Source organism: Rhodanobacter sp. Root561 (assembly GCF_001427365.1).
In the GTDB taxonomy this organism is placed as follows: Bacteria; Pseudomonadota; Gammaproteobacteria; order Xanthomonadales; family Rhodanobacteraceae; genus Rhodanobacter.
Window position 1 is genome coordinate 53,971 of the sequence record NZ_LMGH01000011.1, and the last position, 21,040, is coordinate 75,010.

Annotated in this window: 21 protein-coding genes; 12 read left to right on the top strand and 9 right to left on the bottom strand. The window is 65.8% G+C overall.

The genetic code is table 11. The features are described 5' to 3' along the window. Positions 1-105 precede the first annotated feature (105 nt). Positions 106-1,326, top strand: a complete 1,221-nt coding sequence (dksA, locus tag ASD55_RS18715; RefSeq protein ID WP_200946135.1) for an RNA polymerase-binding protein DksA — start codon at positions 106-108, stop codon at positions 1,324-1,326. Between the two features lie 174 nt (positions 1,327-1,500). On the opposite strand, the gene ASD55_RS09075 is transcribed toward dksA, so the two are convergent. Next, positions 1,501-1,938, bottom strand: coding sequence for a SufE family protein (locus tag ASD55_RS09075; RefSeq protein WP_056765540.1), 438 nt, complete (start codon positions 1,936-1,938; stop codon positions 1,501-1,503). A 63-nt stretch (positions 1,939-2,001) separates the two neighbouring features. Continuing rightward, complete coding sequence (gene cysS, locus ASD55_RS09080; protein WP_056765547.1) at positions 2,002-3,408, bottom strand: cysteine--tRNA ligase; 1,407 nt, start codon at positions 3,406-3,408, stop codon at positions 2,002-2,004. Positions 3,409-3,598: 190 nt separating this feature from the next. Between cysS and ASD55_RS09085 the strand changes: the two genes are divergently transcribed. The 11 genes from ASD55_RS09085 to ASD55_RS09135 all read left to right on the top strand — a co-directional run bounded on the left by ASD55_RS09085 (position 3,599) and on the right by ASD55_RS09135 (position 15,248). Next, a complete protein-coding gene (locus ASD55_RS09085; RefSeq protein ID WP_056765550.1) occupies positions 3,599-4,138 on the top strand; it encodes a glycine zipper 2TM domain-containing protein in 540 nt (179 codons plus the stop codon). A gap of 302 nt (positions 4,139-4,440) precedes the next feature. Further along, on the top strand, positions 4,441-5,448 hold the full coding sequence (locus ASD55_RS09090) for an N-acetylornithine carbamoyltransferase (RefSeq protein ID WP_056717199.1): 1,008 nt from the start codon (positions 4,441-4,443) through the stop codon (positions 5,446-5,448). Between the two features lie 6 nt (positions 5,449-5,454). Continuing rightward, positions 5,455-6,075, top strand: a complete 621-nt coding sequence (locus ASD55_RS09095; RefSeq protein WP_056717198.1) for an FMN-binding negative transcriptional regulator — start codon at positions 5,455-5,457, stop codon at positions 6,073-6,075. Further along, positions 6,072-6,560 carry an OsmC family protein gene (locus ASD55_RS09100; RefSeq protein ID WP_056717197.1) on the top strand — a complete coding sequence of 163 codons (489 nt, stop codon included), beginning with the start codon at positions 6,072-6,074 and terminating at the stop codon, positions 6,558-6,560. The genes ASD55_RS09095 and ASD55_RS09100 overlap by 4 nt, the downstream gene beginning before the upstream one ends. 68 nt (positions 6,561-6,628) lie before the next feature. Next, complete coding sequence (locus tag ASD55_RS09105; protein ID WP_056717196.1) at positions 6,629-7,876, top strand: argininosuccinate synthase; 1,248 nt, start codon at positions 6,629-6,631, stop codon at positions 7,874-7,876. After that, positions 7,873-8,973 (top strand): acetylornithine deacetylase, encoded by a 1,101-nt coding sequence (locus tag ASD55_RS09110; RefSeq protein WP_056717195.1) that lies wholly within the window; start codon positions 7,873-7,875, stop codon positions 8,971-8,973. Before ASD55_RS09105 ends, ASD55_RS09110 begins: the two co-directional genes overlap by 4 nt. Continuing rightward, the gene (locus tag ASD55_RS09115) at positions 8,970-10,286 is read left to right on the top strand and encodes an acetylglutamate kinase (protein WP_056765554.1); all 1,317 of its coding nucleotides are present in this window, start codon (positions 8,970-8,972) and stop codon (positions 10,284-10,286) included. Before ASD55_RS09110 ends, ASD55_RS09115 begins: the two co-directional genes overlap by 4 nt. A gap of 146 nt (positions 10,287-10,432) precedes the next feature. Beyond that, positions 10,433-11,386, top strand: a complete 954-nt coding sequence (argC, locus tag ASD55_RS09120) for an N-acetyl-gamma-glutamyl-phosphate reductase (RefSeq protein WP_056765559.1) — start codon at positions 10,433-10,435, stop codon at positions 11,384-11,386. Positions 11,387-11,490: 104 nt separating this feature from the next. Further along, positions 11,491-12,786, top strand: coding sequence for an argininosuccinate lyase (locus tag ASD55_RS09125; protein ID WP_056765561.1), 1,296 nt, complete (start codon positions 11,491-11,493; stop codon positions 12,784-12,786). A 15-nt stretch (positions 12,787-12,801) separates the two neighbouring features. Continuing rightward, complete coding sequence (gene proB / locus ASD55_RS09130) at positions 12,802-13,989, top strand: glutamate 5-kinase (RefSeq protein WP_056765567.1); 1,188 nt, start codon at positions 12,802-12,804, stop codon at positions 13,987-13,989. After that, entirely contained in the window at positions 13,986-15,248 is a 1,263-nt protein-coding gene (locus tag ASD55_RS09135) for a glutamate-5-semialdehyde dehydrogenase (protein ID WP_056765569.1), read from the top strand. Before proB ends, ASD55_RS09135 begins: the two co-directional genes overlap by 4 nt. A gap of 13 nt (positions 15,249-15,261) precedes the next feature. On the opposite strand, the gene egtD is transcribed toward ASD55_RS09135, so the two are convergent. From egtD to ASD55_RS09170, 7 genes are all read right to left on the bottom strand, one after another. Further along, entirely contained in the window at positions 15,262-16,215 is a 954-nt protein-coding gene (egtD, locus tag ASD55_RS09140; RefSeq protein WP_200946137.1) for an L-histidine N(alpha)-methyltransferase, read from the bottom strand. Between the two features lie 100 nt (positions 16,216-16,315). Further along, positions 16,316-17,281, bottom strand: coding sequence for a magnesium and cobalt transport protein CorA (locus ASD55_RS09145; RefSeq protein ID WP_082542721.1), 966 nt, complete (start codon positions 17,279-17,281; stop codon positions 16,316-16,318). Positions 17,282-17,344: 63 nt separating this feature from the next. Beyond that, a complete protein-coding gene (gene msrA, locus ASD55_RS09150) occupies positions 17,345-17,857 on the bottom strand; it encodes a peptide-methionine (S)-S-oxide reductase MsrA (RefSeq protein WP_082542722.1) in 513 nt (170 codons plus the stop codon). Further along, a complete protein-coding gene (msrB, locus tag ASD55_RS09155; RefSeq protein WP_056765573.1) occupies positions 17,854-18,300 on the bottom strand; it encodes a peptide-methionine (R)-S-oxide reductase MsrB in 447 nt (148 codons plus the stop codon). The genes msrA and msrB overlap by 4 nt, the downstream gene beginning before the upstream one ends. Positions 18,301-18,412: 112 nt before the next feature. Further along, positions 18,413-19,678 carry a thiolase family protein gene (locus tag ASD55_RS09160; RefSeq protein WP_056765575.1) on the bottom strand — a complete coding sequence of 422 codons (1,266 nt, stop codon included), beginning with the start codon at positions 19,676-19,678 and terminating at the stop codon, positions 18,413-18,415. Positions 19,679-19,736: 58 nt separating this feature from the next. Then, the gene (locus tag ASD55_RS09165; protein ID WP_157598934.1) at positions 19,737-20,186 is read right to left on the bottom strand and encodes a c-type cytochrome; all 450 of its coding nucleotides are present in this window, start codon (positions 20,184-20,186) and stop codon (positions 19,737-19,739) included. A gap of 10 nt (positions 20,187-20,196) precedes the next feature. Continuing rightward, positions 20,197-20,760, bottom strand: coding sequence for a ferritin-like domain-containing protein (locus tag ASD55_RS09170; protein ID WP_056765579.1), 564 nt, complete (start codon positions 20,758-20,760; stop codon positions 20,197-20,199). Positions 20,761-21,040: the final 280 nt, after the last annotated feature.

The window sequence follows — 21,040 nt, forward strand, 5'->3', positions numbered from 1 at the left end:
CAGCCTGCATCGGGTAATGGTACAAGTATTCCAGAAGCAGGCTTGCTGGTGCAGGATACATGGGATATAACACCCGGCCGCCACGGCCACTAACGGTGAAGGGATATGGCGAAAACGACGCGTAGTTCGACCGCCGCGAAGGCGCAGAAAGCCAAGGCTTCGTCTGGAAGCAAGGCCGGCAAGTCGACAGTTGCAGGCAAGGGAGCGACCGTGAAGAACGCGAGCAGGACACCGGCCAAGGCGGCGTCGAAGGCCGTTGCCAAGACCAAGCCGAAGGCCGCAGCCAAACCCGCAAGCAAGCCGGCGGCAAAGAAAGTCGCGTCGAAAAAGGCGGTCAGCAAGCCCGTCGCCAAGTCACTGGCCAGCAAGTCACCAGCGAAGAAATCACCGGCGAAGAAATCCGCCCCGGTCAAGGCTCCCGCGTCGAAGAAAGTCGCCGCGAAGAAGGCTGCCGTGAAGAAGGCGCCACCCGCCAGGGTCGTCGCGAAGAAGCCTGTCGCCGGCAAGGCTGTCGCGAAGAGCGGCAAGCCTGCCGCGGGCAAGGCCCGCAGCGCCGCCAAACCAGCCAAGGTCGTCGCCAAGCCGGTCGTCGTGGCAAAGCCCGCGGCCAAGCCGGTGCCGAAGCCGGTGGCCAAGCCGGCCCCGAAAGCGACCAAGCCCGCCGAAAAGACGGTAGCAAAGCCGGCACCGGTAGCTGCCGCAAAACACGTATCCCCGGCACCCGCCAGCACCCTGTTCAAGGGCAAGGTGGCGAGTGCAACCGCCATGGTGACACCGCGCGCAGAAACCGCCGCGCACCATGCCTCTTCCTCCAAGAAACAGAAAACGTCGTCTTCAATGAATAAACTTGCTGCAAAAAAACTCGATAACGGTATTACCCAGGAAGACGGGCGATACGCACTGTCCTCCACCACCAACATCAACTTGCCCAAGGGTTACCGCCCCTCGCCTAACGAGGAGTACATGACTCCGATGCATCTGGCGTATTTCCGCAACAAGCTGCGCGACTGGCGCGACCAGCTTGTCGAGGAGTCGCGACAGACCATGGACAACCTGCGCGAGGAAGTTCGTGACGTGGGCGACGAGGCCGAGCGCGCCACCCGCGAAACCGAGAACTCGCTGGAGCTGCGCACGCGCGATCGTTACCGCAAGCTGATCTCCAAGATCGACAAGGCGCTGCGCCGGATCGAGGAAGGCAGCTACGGTTTCTGCGAAGAGACCGACGAGGAGATCGGCGTCGATCGTCTCGATGCGCGACCGATCGCCACCTTGTCGCTGGATGCGCAGGAACGCCGCGAGCACCTGCAGAAGCAGATGGGCGACTGAGGGCTGTGCTTTTGCGCTCATCCACGAGCGCAAAGATCAAACCGGCATCCATGCCGGACTCTTCAAAAAAGCCCCGCTTCGAGCGGGGCTTTTTGCGAGAAGTGAGTGGAGAGGAGTGAGAAGGCAACGGCGTCTCGCGCTCCGGCTTTTCTCTCACTTCTCACTCCTCTTTACTCACTCCTGGCTCGCCATCACCTTGGCGTATTCCTTCAGTTTCATCAGCGTGGCGGCCAGGCCGTTCGAGCGCGTCGGCGACAGATGCTTGGCCAGGCCGATGGTGCCGATGAAGGTCGGCTCGGTGGCGAGGATCTCGGCTGCCGGGCGATCGGAATAGACGCGCAGCAACAGGGCGAGCAGGCCGGACACGATCGCCGAATCGCTGAAGGCCTCGAAGTGCATGTTCAAGGCATCGCCGGAGGGCACCAGCCACACCATCGACTGGCAGCCGTGCACGCGGTAGACATCGTTCTTGTGTGCCTCGGGAAAGTCCGGCAACTGCTTGCCGAGGTCGATCAGGTACTGGTAGCGCTCGGTCCAGTCACCGAAGAAGGCGAACTCCTCGGCAATCTGCTGCTGCGCCTGTTCGGCGCCGGTGCTGGCAATGGCATTCATCCGGGCATTATCGCGCGGACCGGTGCGGAAAATGAAATCCGCCGCGCCGGCCGGTTCGATGCATCAGGCCTTGACGATGCTCCAGCGGGTACCCTGGGCGCCGTCCTCGATGGCGATGCCGAGCGCGGCCAGTTCCTCGCGAATCGCGTCGGCCCGGGCGAAATCGCGCGAGGCGCGGGCGGCGCGACGCTGTTCGAGCAGGTCCTCGACATGCGTCTCGTCGATGCTCTTCGTCCCTGAATGCTGGAACCAGGCCTGATGATCCTGGTCAAGCAGGCCAAGCGCGTTACCGGCGCCGAGAAGCGCTGATTTGATGACTGCTAGCTCCGCGCGAGCGGCCCCCTCAAAGGGCGCCGTTTCGTGTGTCAGGAGGTGCCTTGCCTGCTTTGCATACGCATTCATCGCCGCCAAGGCGATCGGCGTGTTGAGGTCGTCTTGGAGCGCCTGCTCCACGTCGATCGGAATTTCCGCCGTGACTTCGATGGGCGCCAGTTCTCTCAGCGTTCCATAAAGTCGGTCCAGCGTGCGGGTACTCTGCTCGACCAGTTCAGTCGACCAGTCCAGCGGCTGCCGATAATGCGCGCTGAGCAGTGCGTAGCGAAGGGCTTCCGCCGCGTGACGCTGCAACAAATCGTGGACCTTCTCGATGTTGCCCAGCGATTTGCTCATCTTGCTGCCACCGAAAGTCAGCATGCCGTTGTGCATCCACCAGCGTGCGAACACCTTGCCGCCGTGGGCGCAGGTGGACTGCGCCACCTCGTTCTCGTGGTGGGGAAACAGCAGGTCGACGCCACCGGCGTGGATGTCGATGGTCTCGCCCAGGTGCGCAGCGCTCATCGCCGAGCACTCGATATGCCAGCCGGGGCGACCGCGACCCCACGGGCTGTCCCAGCCCGGAAGTTCGGGTGTGGAAGGCTTCCACAGCACGAAGTCGCCCGCGTTGCGCTTGTACGGCGCCACTTCCACCCGCGCGCCGGCGATCAGTTCATCGGGATCGCGGCCGGACAGTTTGCCGTAATCGGCGAACGAGCCGACGTCGAACAGCACGTGACCCTCGGCAGCATAGGCATGGCCACCGTCGATCAGCGCTTCGATCATCGTGACGATCTGCGCGATATGGGTGGTGGCATGCGGCTCGATGTCGGGCGGCGCCACGCCGAGCCCGGCCATGTCGTCGCGGTAGGCCTGGGCGAAGCGGTTCGTGATCGCGTCGATCTGCACGCCTTGCTGCTGCGCGGCGGCGTTGATCTTGTCATCCACGTCGGTGATGTTGCGGGCATACACGACGTGGGGGTAATGCCGCCGCAGCAGGCGCACCAGCACGTCGAACACCACCGGCCCGCGGGCATTGCCGATGTGCACGTAGTTGTAGACGGTGGGGCCGCACAGGTACATCGTCACGCGCTCCGGGTCGAGCGGGGCAAACGGTTCGGTGCGACGGGTCAGGCTGTTGTAGAGCGATATCGGCATGGTGGAATCCGCGGCATGGGCCGTCCGGGCAGGGGGTTCGGCCAGCCCGGCATCTTAACAAGGTGTAAGTGGCCGAGTCGCGCCGGCTTCCCGTTGACTGATTCTAAGGGTGTATTCAGCGTGAATTTGCTGCAATGGCTGCCAGTACGCGCGCCTGCGCGAGTGGTGTTTCAGTAATTGGGAGGTCGTGATGACCAAGCTGTGGATTTCCGCGCTCGCACTTGCCCTGGTGGCGGGCGGCGTTTGTGCACAGGATGTGCGTTACGCCAACCCCAACAATGGCAACAATGACGACAACGCCCACTACGGCTGGGCCGACGTGTTGCGCGCCGACCCGGTGCAGGGCGTGACCCGCACCGAGGTGCCGCGCCAGGAATGCTATGACCAGCCGGTGGTGCGCCACGAAGGTGGCAACAGCACCGCGGGAACCGTGCTCGGCGCCGTGATCGGCGGCGTGCTGGGCAACACCGTGGGCAAGGGCGACGGACGCAAGGCCGCCACCGTGGCCGGCGCCGTGGCCGGCGGCGCGATCGGCAACCGGACCAACCGTGGCCGCGACTACGAAACCGCCCAGACCCAGTGCCGCGAGGTCAGCTCGGTCAGCGAACAGCGCCGGATCATCGGCTACGACGTGGAATACCGCTATCGCGGCGAGGTCTACACCTCGCGCCTGAGCTACGACCCCGGCGAGCGCCTGCGCGTCCGGGTACGGGTCGACCCGGCCGACTGACCCCCACCAGCAACGCCGCCAGCCTTGGCGGCGTTGCTTTTCGGGACACCCGAATTTTTTGTTGCACGGCAGCGAAATTGTCGGCATGATGCCCGACAGTCACCCGGAATCCCCATGTCCACAGCCGTCTATACCGCCACCGTACTGACCAGCGCCCGCGCGGCCGCTGGCATGACGTCGCGTGCGCGCCGACCGTTGTATGGATACTCGGCCGGGTAGGCAGTCGCACGCGTTTGACGGTGCATCGACGACGAAACCCGGCCTCTGCGCCGGGTTTTTTGTGTTTTGGATTGGAGTAAATCATGGCTCTACGGCATTTCATCACCACCCAGGATTACAGCCGCACCGAGATCGACGCGCTGCTGGAACAGGCGGCATCGTTCAAGCGTTCCCCGCGTGGCCAGCAACTGGCCGGCAAGTCGATCGCCTTGCTGTTCTTCAATCCGTCGATGCGCACCCGCACCAGCTTCGAGCTGGGTGCGTTCCAGTTGGGTGGTCACGCCATCGTGCTGGCGCCGGGCAAGGATGCGTGGCCGATCGAGTTCGAGGTGGGCAGCGTGATGGATGGCGACACCGAGGAGCACATCGCCGAGGTGGCGCGCGTGCTGAGCCGCTACGTCGACCTGATCGCGGTGCGCGCCTTCCCGAAATTCCAGGACTGGGCGGTGGATCGGCAGGACAAGGTGATCAAGGCCTTCGCCCGGTACGCCACCGTGCCGGTGATCAACATGGAGACCATCACCCACCCCTGCCAGGAGCTGGCCCACGCGCTGGCGATGAAGGAGCACCTGGGCGATCTGACCAGGAAGAAGTACGTGCTGACCTGGACCTACCACCCGAAACCGTTGAACACCGCGGTAGCGAACTCGGCGCTGTTGATCGCGACGAAGATGGGCATGGACGTGACCCTGCTGTGCCCCACGCCGGACTACGTGCTGGACGAGCGCTACATGGCGTTTGGCCGTCTGAACGCCGAGCAGAACGGCGGTTCGCTGAAGGTCAGCCACGACATCGAGGAAGCCTATGCCGGCGCCGACGTGGTCTACGCCAAGAGCTGGGGGGCGTTGCCGTTCTTCGGCCAGTGGGACAAGGAGAAGCCGATCCGCGAGGCGAACAGGCACTTCATGGTGGACGAGGCAAAGATGGCGCTGACCAACCACGGCCTGTTCAGCCACTGCCTGCCGCTGCGCCGGAACATCAAGGCCACCGACGCGGTGATGGATGCGCCGTACTGCATCGCCATCGACGAGGCCGAGAACCGCCTGCACGCGCAGAAGGCGGTGATGGCGTCGCTGATCGGGCAGGGCTGAGCCGGCATGTACACGCCGAAGCATTTCCAGGAGACGCGGAGCGAGGCCTTGCACGGGCTGATCCGGGCGTATCCGTTCGCCACCGTGGTGACCCACGGGGCCGGCGGGCTGGCGGCCAATCACTTGCCATTCGAACTGGTTGACGGTGTGTTGCATGGTCATGTTGCCCGCGGCAACGAGCTGGCGCAGCAGGACGGCGCCGAGGTGCTGCTGGTGTTCCAGGGTCTGGACGGCTACATCAGCCCGAACTGGTATCCGAGCAAACACGAGACCGGGCGCGAGGTGCCGACGTGGAACTACGCGGTGGTGCACGTGCATGGTCGCTTGAAAGTGATCGATGACGCGGCCTGGCTGCGTCGGCTGCTGGAGACACTGACCGACCACCATGAGGCGGGCCAGCCGCAGCCATGGAAGATCGGTGACGCGCCGGAAGACCACGTCGAGAAGTCGCTGCGCGCCATCGTCGGTCTCGAAATCAGCATCGACCGCATCGAAGGCAAGTTCAAGTTGAGCCAGAACCATCCCGCCCGCAATCGCGCCGGCGTGATCGCCGGCCTACGCGAGCGCGACGGCGATGGCGACGTGGAGCTGGCCGCACTGATGACCCAACAGGAGCCAACGCCGTGACTCATCAACATCACTATCGCGTCGACGTGGAGTGGACCGGAAACCTCGGCACAGGCACCGACGGCTACCGCAACTACAGCCGCGACCACACGATCCGCATCGCGGGGAAACCCGAGCTGGCCGGCTCGTCCGATCCGACCTTCCGCGGCGACGCCAGCCGGCACAACCCCGAGGACATGCTGGTCACCGCATTGTCCACCTGCCACATGCTGTCCTACCTGCACATGGTCACCGTGGCCGGCGTGGTGGTGACCGCTTACACCGACGCCGCCGAAGGCGCGATGGCCACCGAAGGTGACGGCGGGCGTTTCGTGGAAGTGGTACTGCGTCCCGTGGTGACGATCAGCGCCGCCAGCGATCCGGCCAGGGCCGAGGCCGCTCACGAAGCCGCGCACCACGCCTGCTTCATCGCCAACTCCGTGAATTTCCCGGTGCGCTGCGAGCCGCGCATCGTCGTGGAGCAGGGAATGGGGAGTCGGGAATAGGGAATCGTCAAAAACAGTCCTTCGCACTCTGCTCGTTGCGCTTCACCCATACCTTCAGGATTACCACCATGTCGAATGCTCCCACCATTCCCGATTCCCCATTCCCCATTCCCTCCAACGGAGAAGGCAAAGACATCGTCCTCGCTTTCTCCGGCGGCCTCGACACCAGCTTCTGCGTGCCCTACCTGCAGGCGCAGGGCTGGGCCGTGCATACCGTGTTTGCCGATACCGGCGGCGTGGATGCCGAGGAGCGCGCCTTCATCGAGGCCCGCGCGCAGGAACTGGGCGTGGCCAGCCACGTCACCGTCGATGGTGGTCCGGCGATCTGGGCCGGCTTCGTCAAGCCGTTCGTGTGGGCGGGCGAGGGCTACCAGGGCCAGTACCCGCTGCTGGTCTCCGACCGCTACCTGATCGTCGAGGCCGCGCTGAAGCGCGCCGCCGAACTGGGCACGAAGGCGATCGCGCATGGATGCACCGGCATGGGCAACGACCAGGTGCGTTTCGACCTGGCGGTGAAGGCGCTGGGCGACTACCAGATCGTGGCGCCGATCCGCGAGATCCAGAAGGAACACACGCAGACGCGTGCCTACGAGCAGAAGTACCTGGAGGAACGCGGCTTCGGCGTGCGCGCCAAGCAGCAGGCGTACACCATCAACGAGAACCTGCTGGGCCTGACCATGTCCGGTGGCGAGATCGACCAGTGGCAAGCGCCCGGCGCCGGCGCGGTGGGCTGGTGCAAGCCGCGCGCCGAATGGCCGTCCAAACCACTGCAGGTGAAGATCGGTTTCGTCAACGGCGAGGCGGTGACCCTGGACGGTGAGGCGATGGCTGGGCACAAAATGCTGGCGAAGCTCAACGGCCTGTTCGCCCAGTATGGCGTGGGCCGCGGCCTCTATACCGGCGACACCACGATCGGTCTGAAGGGTCGCATCATCTTCGAGGCGCCAGGTCTCGCTGCACTGCTCACCGCACACCGTGCCTTGGAAGAGGCTGTGCTCACCAAGCAGCAGAACCGCTTCAAGCCCGACGTGGCGCGCAAGTGGGTGGAGCTGGTCTACGAGGGCTTCTTCCACGACCCGCTGAAGACCGATCTGGAGGCGTTCCTGGCCTCCAGCCAGTCCACCGTTAACGGCACAGTGACGCTGGAGACGAACGGCGGCAGCGTCGGCGCGGTGGCGGTGGAGTCGAAACACATCCTCAACGCCAAGGGCGCCACCTACGCCCAGTCGGCCGACTGGGGCGTGGAGGAAGCCGAGGGCTTCATCAAGCTGTTCGGCATGAGCAGCACGCTGTGGGCTGAGGTCAATCGCGGATGAGCGCGCTGCTGGACGCCACCCTGGAGCACCTGCGGGCGCTGGTCGGGTTCGACACGCGCAATCCGCCGCGCGCGATCGACACCGGCGGCATCTTCGACTACCTGCGCGCGCAGCTTCCCGGCTTCACGGTCACGGTGACCGACTTCGGCGCCGGTGCGGTGGCGCTGCATGCGGTGCGCGGCGAGCCGAAATACCTGTTCAACGTGCATCTGGACACGGTGCCGGATTCGCCAGCGTGGACGGCCGATCCGCATGCGTTGCGGGTGACTGCCGATCGCGCGATCGGCCTCGGTGCCTGCGACATCAAGGGTGCGGCGGCCGCGTTGCTGGCGGTGGCGAATGCCAGCGATGGCGCACTGGCGTTGCTGTTTTCCACCGACGAGGAAGCGAACGACCCGCGCTGCATCGCCGGCTTCCTGCGCGATGCGCATGCCTACGAGGCGGTGATCGTGGCCGAACCGACCAGGGGCGAGGCGGTGCTGGCGCATCGCGGCATCCAGTCGGTGCTGATGCGCTTCGCGGGCCACGCCGGCCATGCTTCGGGCGAGCAGCAGCCCAGCGACAGCGCGCTGCACCAGGCGATGCGCTGGGGCAATGCGGCACTGGATTTCGTGGCGGCGCAGTCGCACGAGCGCTTCGGCGGACTCACCGGCCTGCGCTTCAACATCGGCCGGGTCGAGGGCGGCATCAAGGCGAACATGATCGCGCCCGCGGCGGAAGTGCGCTTCGGTTTCCGTGCGCTGCCGACGATGGACCCGGACCAGTTGCTCGCGCGCTTCCGCACGCTGGTCGAGCCGCAGCCGGTGGAGTTCACCGAAACCTTCCGCGGCGCCTCGCTGCCCGCCGGCGATACGGCGAACGCCGAGGCGAACCGGCTGGTCGCCCGCGATCTCGCCGACGAGCTGGGCATTCCGGTGGGCAACGCGGTGGACTTCTGGACCGAGGCGGCGCTGTTCTCCGCTGCCGGCTACACCGCCTTCGTCTACGGCCCCGGCGACATCGCCCAGGCGCACAGCGCCGACGAGTGGGTCGCGCTGGATCAGTTGCAGCATTACGCAGAGGTCATTCACCGGATCGTGGACAGCAAAATCGCATGAGCACAGGCAACCACACCCGCAAGACCATCGTGCGCCTGCTTTCGAGCATGGGCAGCGCGAAGGAAATCCAGCAATACCTCAAGCGCTTCTCCGAGGTCGACGCCAAGCGTTTCGCCGTGGTCAAGGTGGGCGGCGCGGTGTTGCGCGACGAGCTGGCCGATCTCGCCTCGTCGCTGACCTTCCTGCAGCAGGTGGGGCTGACCCCGATCGTGCTGCATGGTGCCGGCCCGCAACTGGATGAGGAGCTGGCCGCTGCCGGCATCGAGAAGCAGACGATCAACGGCCTGCGCGTGACCTCGCCGAAGGCGCTGGGCATCGTGCGCCGCGTGTTCATGCAGCAGAACCTGAAACTGGTGGAAGCGCTGCAGTCGATGGACACCCGCGCCACCGCGGTGCCGTCGGGCGTGTTCCTGGCCAGCTACCTGGATCGCGATACCTACGGCATGGTCGGCAAGGTCGACAGCATCAACCTGGCGCCGATCGAGGCCAGCCTGCGCGCGAATTCGATCCCGGTGATCGCCAGCCTCGGCGAAACCGACGAGGGGCAGATCCTCAACGTCAACGCCGACGTCGCCGCGAACGAACTGGTACGCATGCTGCAGCCGTACAAGATCGTGTTCCTCACCGGCACCGGCGGCCTGCTCGACGAGCACGGCAAGCTGATCGACTCGATCAACCTGTCCACCGAGTTCGACCACCTGATGGCGCAGCCGTGGATCAACGGCGGCATGCGCCTGAAGATCGAGCAGATCGCCGACCTGCTGGCCGATTTGCCGTTGACGTCATCGGTGTCGATCACTCGGCCGGCGGAACTGGCCAAGGAGCTGTTCACCCACAAGGGTTCCGGCACCCTGGTCCGGCGCGGCGAGAAGGTGCGGACGTTCGACTCATGGGACGACATCGACCTCGCGCGCATGCGCACGCTGATCGAATCGAGTTTCGGCCGAGCCCTGGTGCCGGATTACTTCGAGCGCACCAAGCCGCTCCGCATCTACGTCAGCGAGAACTACCGCGCCGCGATGATCCTCACCGATGAGGACGGCTTGCCGTACCTGGACAAGTTCGCCGTGCTCGACGACGCCCAGGGCGAAGGCCTGGGCCGGGCGGTGTGGCAGGTGATGCGCGAAGAGCATCCACGCTTGTTCTGGCGTTCGCGCCACGGCAACCAGGTCAACATCTTCTACTACGCCGAGTCGGACGGCTGCATCAAGCAGCCGCGCTGGAAGGTGTTCTGGTACGGCATCGACGACCTCGACACGATTTTCCGCTGCGTGGCGCATTGCGCGCAGCGCCAGCCGACACTGGTGGATTGAGCAAGACCAGCTCCCTCCCCTGCATGCAGGGGAGGGCTGGGGTGGGATCGCTCTTGATCTTGATGTGAAGATCAAAAGCCTCACCCCCTCCCGACCTCCCCCTGCTTTGCAGGGGGAGGAGAAAGCAGCATCGCAGGAGTGGATCGGTGACACACGACAAGAAAACCATCGGCATCGTCGGCGCACGGGGCCACACCGGCACCGAGCTGATCCGCCTGATCGCGGGGCATCCGGCGCTGGAACTGAGCTTTGTGTCCTCGCGCGAGCTGGATGGCCAGCGCGTCGACGCGCACGTGCCCGAGTATCGCGGCGAGCTGCGTTACAGCGCGCCGGCGCACGAGGACCTGCCGAAACTCGGCGCCGACGTGGTGATCCTGGCCTTGCCCAACGGCAAGGCGGCGGCCTGCGTGGAGGCATTCGACCAGGCCGGGGTCGATCCGATCATCCTCGACCTCTCCGCCGACTACCGCTTCGACAAGCGCTGGTATTACGGCCTGCCCGAACTCGCCCGCGACAAGTGGCGGGGCGAGCGGCGCATCAGCAACCCCGGTTGCTACGCCACCGCGATGCAGCTTTCCATCGCGCCATTGAAGGACCTGCTGGCGGCGCCACCGGTGTGCTTCGGCGTGTCTGGCTACTCCGGCGCGGGCACCACGCCGTCGGACAAGAACGATCCGGAAAAGCTGCGCGACAACCTGATGCCGTACGCGCTCACCGGCCACATGCACGAGAAGGAAGCCTCCTTCCAGCTCGGCGTGCCGGTGGAATTCATGCCGCACGTGGCGCCGCATTTTCGCGGTCTCACGGTCACCAGCAACCTCTACCTCAGCCGTCAGCTGAAGCGCGAGGAGGTGCTGCAGCGCTTCCATGCCGCTTACGCTAGCGAGAAGCTGGTGTCGGTGCTGGACGATGCGCCGTGGGTCAGCCGCGTTGCCCACCAGCACCACGCCGAGATCGGCGGCTTCGCGATGTCGACGGACGGCAAGCGGGTGGTCGTGGTGGCCACGCTGGACAACCTGCTGAAAGGCGCCGCGACGCAAGCCATGCAGAACATCAACCGCGCGATCGGCGTGGACGAATACACCGCCATTCCCATCTGACCGCCGTCATTCCCGCGTAAGCGGGAATCCAGCGACTTCACCGTGCAACGACACTGGACTCCAGCTTTCGCTGGAGTGACGAATCAAATGAGCGAGACCCGGCCATGACCCAACCCCTCTGGCAAAAATCCGGCATCCAGATCGACGCGAAGATCATGAAGTTCCTCGCCGGCGACGATGTGTTGCTCGATCGCGAGTTCTTCCTGCACGACATCACCGCCAGCAAGGCGCACGTCGAAGGCCTGGCCAACATCGGCGTGGTCAGCGCCGACGAGGCCGCGGCGCTGAAGCGCGAGCTGGATGTGTTGGCTGCGGATTTCAGCGGCGGCGCCTTCGTGCTGGACGAGCGTTACGAAGACGGCCATTCGGCGATCGAGGCACGCCTCACCGAGCGCCTGGGCGACGCTGGTCGCCGCGTGCACACCGGCCGCAGCCGCAACGACCAGATCCTGGTCGCCACGCGGCTGTGGCTGAAGGACAAGCTGGTCGCGCTGGAAATGCATTGCCGTGCCATCGCCGAAGTCTGCCTCGATCGCGCCGCGCAACCGGCCGTGCCGTTGCCGGGTTACACCCACCTGCAGCGCGCGGTGGTGTCGTCCACTGCGATGTGGTTTGCCGGCTTCGCCGAAGGCTTCATCGACAATGCCCTGCGCGCGCGGCAGACACTGGCGCTGATCGATGCCAATCCGCTCGGCACCGCCGCCGGTTACGGCGTGAACCTGAAGCTCGACCGTGAACACACCACGCAAGCGCTGGGCTTCGCCCGCATGCAGGTCAGCCCGATCTACGCCCAGCTGTCGCGCGGCAAGTTCGAGATGGCGGTGCTGGAGGCGATCGGCGGCGCGCTGCTCGACCTGCGCCGGCTGGCTTGGGACCTCTCGCTGTTCACCACCGCCGAATTCAACTTCGTGCAGCTGCCGTCCGAGTACACCACCGGCAGCTCGATCATGCCGAACAAGCGCAATCCTGACGTGATCGAGCTGCTGCGCGCGAGCTACGCCAGCGTGTCCGCCGCGCGCACCGAGATCGAGCAATTGCTGTCGCTGCCGTCCGGCTACCAGCGCGACCTGCAGTTCTCCAAGGGCTCGATCTTCCACGGCGTGCGCCACGGCCTGATGGCGCTGGAACTGGTGCCTGACTTGCTGGCGCGATTTGCCTGGAACGAAACGGCCATGCGCGCGGCGATCGAGCCGGCGATGTACGCCACCGACGTGGCGATCGAGCAGGCCGCCGCCGGCGTGCCGTTCCGCGATGCGTATCGCGCCGCGGCGGAAGCGGCTGCATCGGCGGGACAAGGGCGCACGCCGGAAGGCAGCCTCGACGCGCGTGTGTCGCCCGGCGCCGGCAACGACCTGCGGCTGGACGAATTGCACGCGCGATTGCGCGCGCTCGACGACTGACACGGAGGCGTGGGCATGGCGGCGATCGACACGAAGAGCACGCGAATCCATTTGCCCGTACAGGCTCTGCCGCCGTGGCGCCGCGCCGTGCTGAAGGTGGGTAGCAACCTGCTCGCCGCCGATGGCGGCGGCCTCACGCCGCGCTACGCCGAAGCCCTGGCGGGTTTCATCGCGGCCAGTCATGCAGCCGGTCGTGAAGTGGTGCTGGTGTCCTCCGGCGCGGTGGCAGCGGGACGGGCGCTGCTGCGGCAGCATGCGAGCGCCGGCGGTGGCCTCGCCGCGCGGCAGGCGCTGGCCGCGCTGGGCCAGGCGCCGATGATCGCGCTGTGGCAGTCGCTGTCCGCCCGGCCTGTGGCGCAGGTTCTGCTGACCCACGACGACCTGCGCAATCGGCGCCGCTACCTCAACGCACGCGCCACCCTGCGCGAGTTGCTGCAGCTCGGCGTGCTGCCGGTGGTCAACGAGAACGACACCGTCTCGGTGGACGAATTGAAACTCGGCGACAACGACAACCTCGCCGCGATCGTGGCGGCGCTGGTCGACGCCGACCTGTTGCTGATCGCCTCCGACGTCGACGCGCTGTACAGCGCCGACCCGCGCCGCGACCCGGCCGCCACGCCGATCGCGCACGTGGCCGCGCTGACGCCGCAGATCCTGGCGATGGCCGGCGACAGCGGCAGCGTGGCCGGCACCGGCGGCATGCGCACGAAACTGGAAGCCGCGACCAAGGCCGCGGCCGCGGGCATTCCCACCGTGCTGTTCAGCGGTCGCGAGGCGGCCACCGTGCAGGCGCTGCGCGACGGCCAGTTGCGCGGCACCCTGATCGCCGCGTCGTCGAGCCGGATGCAGGCACGCAAATACTGGTTGCGCCATGCGCCGACGGCCAGCGGACGGGTTCGCGTCGACGCCGGCGCGGCGCGCGCACTGGCCGGCGGTCGCGTCTCGCTGTTGCCCGGCGGCGTGCTGGATGCGCAGGGCGAGTTCCATCGCGGCGACCTGGTCGAGATCGTCGATGCCGACGGCCGCGCCATCGCACGCGGCATCAGCCAGTACGGCGCCGCCGAAGTGCGCCGACTGGCTGGCCGGCACAGCCGCGAGATCGACGGCGTGCTGGGCTACAGCTACGGCGACGAAGTGGTGCATCGCGACGACCTCATCACCATGGACAGCCCGGTTGCCCCGGGGCAGGAGATCAGCGCATGAGCACGATCAGGGAGCAGGCGCTGGCGTGTCGCGATGCCGCCCAGGTCGTCGCCGCGCTGGGCAGCGATGCGAAGCGGGCCCTGCTGCGCGGCATGGCCGACGCACTGGAAGCGCGCTCCGCCGACGTGCTGCGGGCCAATGCGCGCGACATGCAGGCCGCCGCCGACAAGGGCGTGCAGGGCGCGATGCTCGATCGCCTGCGGTTGGACGAGACGCGGGTGGCCGGCATCGCCAACGCGCTGCGCGAGGTGGCCGAGCTGCCCGATCCGGTCGGCGTGACGACCCGCCGCGAAACGCGGCCGAACGGCCTGTCGATCGAGCGCGTACGCATTCCGCTCGGCGTGATCGCGATGATCTACGAGGCGCGCCCCAACGTCACCGCCGACGCCGCTGCGCTGTGCCTGATGGCGGGCAACGCGGTGATCCTGCGCGGTGGTTCCGAGGCGATCCATTCCAACACGGCGATTGCGACTGCATTGCGGGATGCGCTGACGAAGAACGGCGTACCCGTAGCGGCGCTGACCCTGATCGAGGATCTGCGCCGCGAGGCGATGGTCGAGTTGCTGCAGCTCATCGACATCGTCGACCTGGCCATCCCGCGCGGTGGCGAAGGCCTGATCCGCTTCGTCGCCGAACACGCGCGCGTGCCGGTGATCAAGCATTACAAAGGCGTCTGTCACCTGTACGTGGACCGCGCCGCCGATCTCGATCTCGCTTTGAACCTGCTCATCGACGGCAAGACTTCACGCCCCGGCGTGTGCAATGCGCTGGAGACCCTGCTGGTCCATCGCGATGTCGCCGCCAGCTTCCTGCCGCGGGCGGTGCAGGCCTTGCGCCAACGTGGCGTCGAACTGCGCGGCGACGACGCCAGCCGCGCATGGGTGCCCGACATGCAAGCGGCGACCGACGACGACTACGCCGCCGAATTCCTCGGCCTGATCCTCGCCGTGCGCGTGGTCGACGATCTCGATGCCGCGATCGCCCACATCCGCCGCTACGGCTCCGACCACACCGAAGTCATCGCCACCGCCGACGAAGCGGCCGCGCTACGTTTCGTGCAGGCGATTCGCTCCGCCGTGGTGATGGTCAACGCCTCCTCGCGTTTCAGCGATGGTGGCGAACTGGGCCTCGGCGCCGAGATCGGCATTTCCACCACCCGCCTGCACGCCTACGGTCCGATGGGCGCCGAGGCGCTCACGGTGGAGCGCTTCGTGGTGCGCGGGGAAGGGCAGGTGCGCCATCCGCAGAGCCGGGTATAGAGCTATTCGCCCTTCAGGGCCCGACACGCCGGGGGGTGGCTTCCGCCAGCACGACACTGAAGAGTTGCTGCGCGTCGGTCCATTCCGCGACCGGTGTCCAGCCGCCGGCGCGCAACAGGACGCGGACGTCGCGCGTGCCGTACTTGATGCTGTTCTCGGTATGGATCGTTTCCCCTGCACGCATGCGGAACACGTGGTCCGCGACTTCGAAGCTCAGGTCGCGCGTTGCCAGCAGGTGCATCTCGATGCGCGCCTCGTCGTCATTCCAGATCGCGCGATGGCGAAACGCGCCGACCGGAATCGTCCCGCTCAGCTCGCGGTTGATCCGGTCGAGCAGATTCAGGTTGAACTGCGCGGTCACGCCGGCGGCATCGTCATACGCGGGAACGAGGACCTGCGGGTCCTTTATCCGGTCCACGCCGATCAGCAGCTGCGCGGCATCTCCGAGCGTGGTGGCCATCGTCCGCAGCAGGTCCACCGCCTCGGGAGCCACGAAGTTGCCGATGGTCGAGCCGGGGAAGAATCCCAGCCGCGGCGAGTGTCCCAGCCGGGGAAGCTGCATCGGCTTGGTGAAGTCGCCGACGACGGGATGTATCGGCAGGCCCGGGAACGAGCGCGAGAGTACCTGCAGGGATTCGTGGAGAAATTCCCCGGAGACGTCGATCGGTACGTACGCTTCCGGCTCGATGGCCGAGAGCAGCAAGGGCGTCTTCGTCGAAGAACCCGAACCGAATTCGATCACCACCCGGCCACGGCCCACCCTTTCGGCAATGTCCTTGGCGTGCCGTTCCAGGATGGAATGTTCCGTCCGCGTCGGGTAGTACTCCGGCAACGCCGTGATGGCTTCGAAAAGCTCGGAGCCCCGATGGTCGTACAACCATCGTGCGGGCACGACTTTCTGCCGGGCGGACAGGCCGGCGAGCACTTCGGCCAGAAAGGCCGGGTCGGCCTTGGTGGCCGTGTTCAATGCCGGATCGCGTGTTGCGCAAACAAGATTCATGTCAGTCTCGGGGCCAACGCTGGTCGACCTTCGTTAGTCAGCGGGTGATGAAACGCAAGGCAGCGGACTACGGAAGCCATCCGAGCCTGCGGAAACGCCAGTAGAGCCACACACAAATCGAGCCCATGACGCCCAGGACGACGAGATAGCCCCAGCCGGTGTGCGTCCCGGGCAGGTTGGCGAAATTCATCCCGTAGACGCCCGCGATCGCGGTGGGAACGCCGAGAATGCCCGCCCAGGCGGCGAGCTGCCGGGTGATCGCCGACTGCCGTTGTTGCTCGAGCAGGCTGCTGGCTTCCAGCGCCGTGCGGATGACATCGATGAGCCCCGTGGTCATGGCCTCGATGCGCACGAGGTTGTCCAGGACGTCCCGGAAATACGGCCGGGACGCGTCGGAAACACAAGGCACGTCGAGCGTCGCCAGCTTGTTGCATACCTCCATCATCCGGCTGATGGCATGCTGGAAGTGGATCGCTTCGCGCCGGAGCTGGAAGATGCGCGCGATCTCGGTACTGCCGAGCGAGTCGCACAGGAGCCGCTTCTCGATGAGCAGGATTTCGTCGGCGATCATCTGCACGACAGGAAAGTAGTCGTCCACGACGAGATCGAGCACCTCGTGCACCACGAACTCCGGCCCTTTCACGTTGCGTCGCGCGATCCGGTGGATGCTTTCCCGCAGCCGGTGGCCGAACGTGGTTTCCATCCGGCAGACCGTGATGACCCGCCGTTCGGCCAGAAAAATGCCCACGTCGGCATACTGGATTTCGCTGGGGCCCAGCTCCGCCGCCTTCGCGATGATGAAGGCATGATCCGCATAGAGGTCGAGCTTGGCGACCTGCGCATCGCTCATCGAGTCCTCGACGGCGAGCTCGTGCAGGCCGAACACGCGCTGGAGCGATGCGATTTCCTCGCCGCACGCATCGACCACGTCGATCCAGGCAAAAGCGCTCCCGGCCAGGCAAAGCGTCGTGCCATCCCATGGGATCCAGGTTGGCGCGCCTTGCCCGCCATGAATGGCTGCGACGATGCTCATGCTCGGTCTTCCCTCAGGCCCATGCGCCTCCTTCGATGACGCGCGATCGGAAAATCCCGACGGCTAGGCCTTCGCCTCCGCACGGCGAGGCAGCACCCAGCCCGGACGCACGAAATGGCAGGTATAGCCGTTCGGGATCCGTTCGAGGTAATCCTGATGCTCGGCTTCCGCTTCCCAGAAATCACCGGCTGGCGCGACCTCGGTCACCACCTTTCCAGGCCACAGCCCCGAAGCCTCGACGTCGGCGATGGTGTCCAGGGCCGCGGCCTTTTGTTCGTCGTTCGTGAAAAAAATGGCCGAGCGATAGCTGGTGCCGCGGTCGTTTCCCTGGCGATCGACCGTGGTCGGATCGTGGATCTGGAAAAAGAACTCGAGCAGGCGGCGGTAGGTGGTCTGCGCGGGATCGAAGTTGATCTCGATGGCCTCGGCATGGGTGCCGTGGTGGCGATAGGTGGCGTGCGGCACGTCGCCACCGGTGTAGCCGACCCGGGTCGACACGACCCCGGGGAGCTTGCGGATCAGGTCCTGCATGCCCCAGAAGCAGCCGCCGGCGAGCACAGCGCGTTCGGTAGTCACTGGATGTCCTCCACTTGATCGAGATAGGCGCCGTAGCCTTGTGCTTCCATCTCGGCGCGGGGCACGAAACGGAGCGAGGCCGAATTGATGCAGTAGCGCAAGCCGCCCTTGTCGCGAGGACCGTCGGGGAAGACGTGTCCGAGATGGCTGTCGCCGTGCGCCGAACGCACTTCGGTCCGGATCATGCCGTAGGTGGTATCGCGCAATTCGTTGACGTGTGCGGGTTCGATCGGCTTGGTGAAGCTCGGCCAGCCGCAGCCGGACTCGAACTTGTCGGACGACGCGAACAACGGCTCGCCGGATACGACGTCCACGTAGATGCCTGCTTCCTTGTTGTGGAGATACGCACCGGTTCCCGGGCGCTCCGTCGCGCTCTCCTGGGTGACACGGAATTGCTCGGGCGTCAGCTTGGCGATCACCTCAGGGTTCTTGTGGTAGTCCATCAGTCCTCCTTCGATCCTGGCTGGATCATCATCGAGTTCACCGGATAATTCGTTCGTCAGCGCTGTTCGTTACGTTGTCAGGTCGCCGACAGGGACGATCGCGGCCTGCGTATCAGACCCGTTCAAGCAAGGTCACCGTTCCCTGGCCGCCGTCGGCACAGATGCTGACGATGGCGCGCGAACCCACGGGATGCGACCACAACTCCTTCACCGCCTGGCTCAGGTCGCGTGCACCGGTCGCCCCGAACGGATGACCGATCGCGACCGATCCGCCATTGGGATTCACGCGCTCCCACGGAAAGGTCCCGAGGTCGGCCTGCACGCCGGTCTTGGTGCGCACCCAGTCGGGCCGCTCGATCGCCGCGACGTTCGCCAGCACCTGGGCCGCGAACGCCTCGTGGATTTCCCACAGGTCGATGTCTGCATAGCCGAGACCATGGCGCGCAAGCAGCCGCGGGATCGCGTAGGACGGCGCCATCAGCAGGCCTTCCGTATGGTGGTCGACTGCTGCCACCTCGTAGTCGACCAGGCGCAGATGCGGGGTGCCCTCCGGCAGTCGGGCAAGCCCGGCTTCGTTCGCGATCCAGCAGCCGGCGGCGCCGTCGGTGATCGGCGAGGAATTGCCGGCGGTCAGGCTGCCCTGGCCGCTCGTCCGGTCGAACGCGGGTTTGAGCGCCGCCAGCTTTTCGGACGAGGTATCGGCGCGCGGATTGGCATCGCGTTCGAGTTCCGGGAGCTTGATGACCAGGTCGTCGAAGAAGCCGCTGTTCCAGCCCGCCACCGCACGCTGATGGCTTTGCAGCGCCCAGTCATCCTGCGCCTGGCGACTGATCTGCCACGCCTTGGCGGTCTCCTCCATGTGGTCGCCCATGGTGCGCCCGGTAATGCGGTTGGCCCAGCCCTTGGTCGGCAACACGTAGTCCTGTGGTTTCAGCGCCTGCAGGGCGGCCAGCGCCGCGGAAGGATCGCTGCCGAACAGGTCGGTCAGCCGCTTCGACGCCTCGGCCGTCAGTGCGATCGGCGGGCGGCTCATGACTTCACCGCCACCGACCATGGCAAGGTCGATGTCCCCGCCGAGCATTCCGGCCGCCGCGAACGCGGCGGTCATGCTGGTCGAGCAGGCCAGCACGACGGAGAAAGTAGGGACGTTGGGATTGAGCCCCGCGTCGAGCCAGATTTCCCGCGCGATGTTGCTCCAGCCGAGGTTCGGGATCACCGAGCCCCACACGACCAGGTCCGGCTCGGCGCGCGCCGCCATTGCCTTCACGACCGGAACCGACAGGCTGATCGCATCGTAATTGGCAAGCGCACCGCCGCCACGCCCGAATGGCGTGCGGAGTCCGGCGGCGACGAAAACGGGTTGCGGGAAATGCTGCATGGGGAATTCCTGATGGTCGAATTTCGCGGATTTCAGGCTGCTCGTCCGACATGGTGGTTCATTGTCGTTTTCTCCAGTGCCCCGACGGGCTGGCCGTGCGCGAATCCCTCGGCGCGGGGAGCGAAACGGATTGCAGGTAGACGATGATCGAGTGGCGCACGTCTGGATCGTCCAGTTCCAGATACATCTTGCTGCCGGGCGCCATCTTCTGCGTGCCGCTCAGCCACTGGTCGAGCCTCGCGGGCGTCCAGATGCCACCGAGTTTCCTCAAGGCCGGCGAGTAGTCGTATCCCTGGACGCTGGCCACCGCCCTTCCGACGACGTTGCGGTGGCGCGGGCCGATGCGGTCCGCATCCACCGAGTGGCATCCGCCACACGTGTTCAGGTACAGCATCTGCCCGGCGGCGACATCGTTCGGCACGTTCTCTGCCCAGGCGGCCATGCACAGCAGGCTGGCAAGCAACAGGCTACCCGCCCGGATCGACGTGCGAAACAGCGACACCTTCATGCCCGACTGCTCAACCAAATACGTAAGCCGCCGCCGGAATCGGCGTTCCCGCTGCGTTGTTGAGCGTGGTCCAATGGATGGCTTCGTCGGCAGAAATCGACGCGAACAATTTCGCGAGTTTGGGATCCTTGAGCGCCGTGATCTGGCCGATATACGCACTGGCGGCACCACGCTCGAGCATGGTCGCCAGCGCAACGACATCGGTCTCGGACTTGAGGGCGCCAAGCTTGAGCTCGGCGATGTACTGGACGTCCGTCTTTGGCTCGACGGGCTTGCCGCCGGCCGTTGCGACGAGTTTCGCCAGCGAATCGCGATGCGCCTGGTGGTGGCCCATGAAGACGAGCGCAAGCTTGAGCGTTGCAGGCGAAAGCAATCCGCTCTTCCCTGCGAGGCGGTAGGCGGCGATGCCTTCATGTTCGAGGGCAAGCGCGGTCTGGATGACGCCGACGTCGTTCGAACGGACTATCGTGGTCGACATGGCCCTGCTGGCGAACAGGCTTGCGGCGCCGACGCTGAGCGTCGCAACGCCCGCTTGCGCGAGGAACTTCCGCCGATCGCCCTTTGGCTCGTTCATGGCTTTCTCCTCATGGGGTCTTTAGAGATTGGAACCCGCCACGCGCGGCTCTCGTCAAGCGCTTGCGTGCCGGTGAAGAACATCGACAGTGTGGTCGGCATGGTGGCCCGTTACCAGCGACCTTCAGTGCCTCGCGCGCAACTTTGGACGACGACGCACGACAACTGGACGAAGCCGCACGCGCACGTGCTCGAATCGGCTTGTCCGGCGGCCGACGCCACGAGAGACTATCCACCTGTCTGCTCGATGAGCTTCAGACGTGCGCCATGCATGTGCAGCA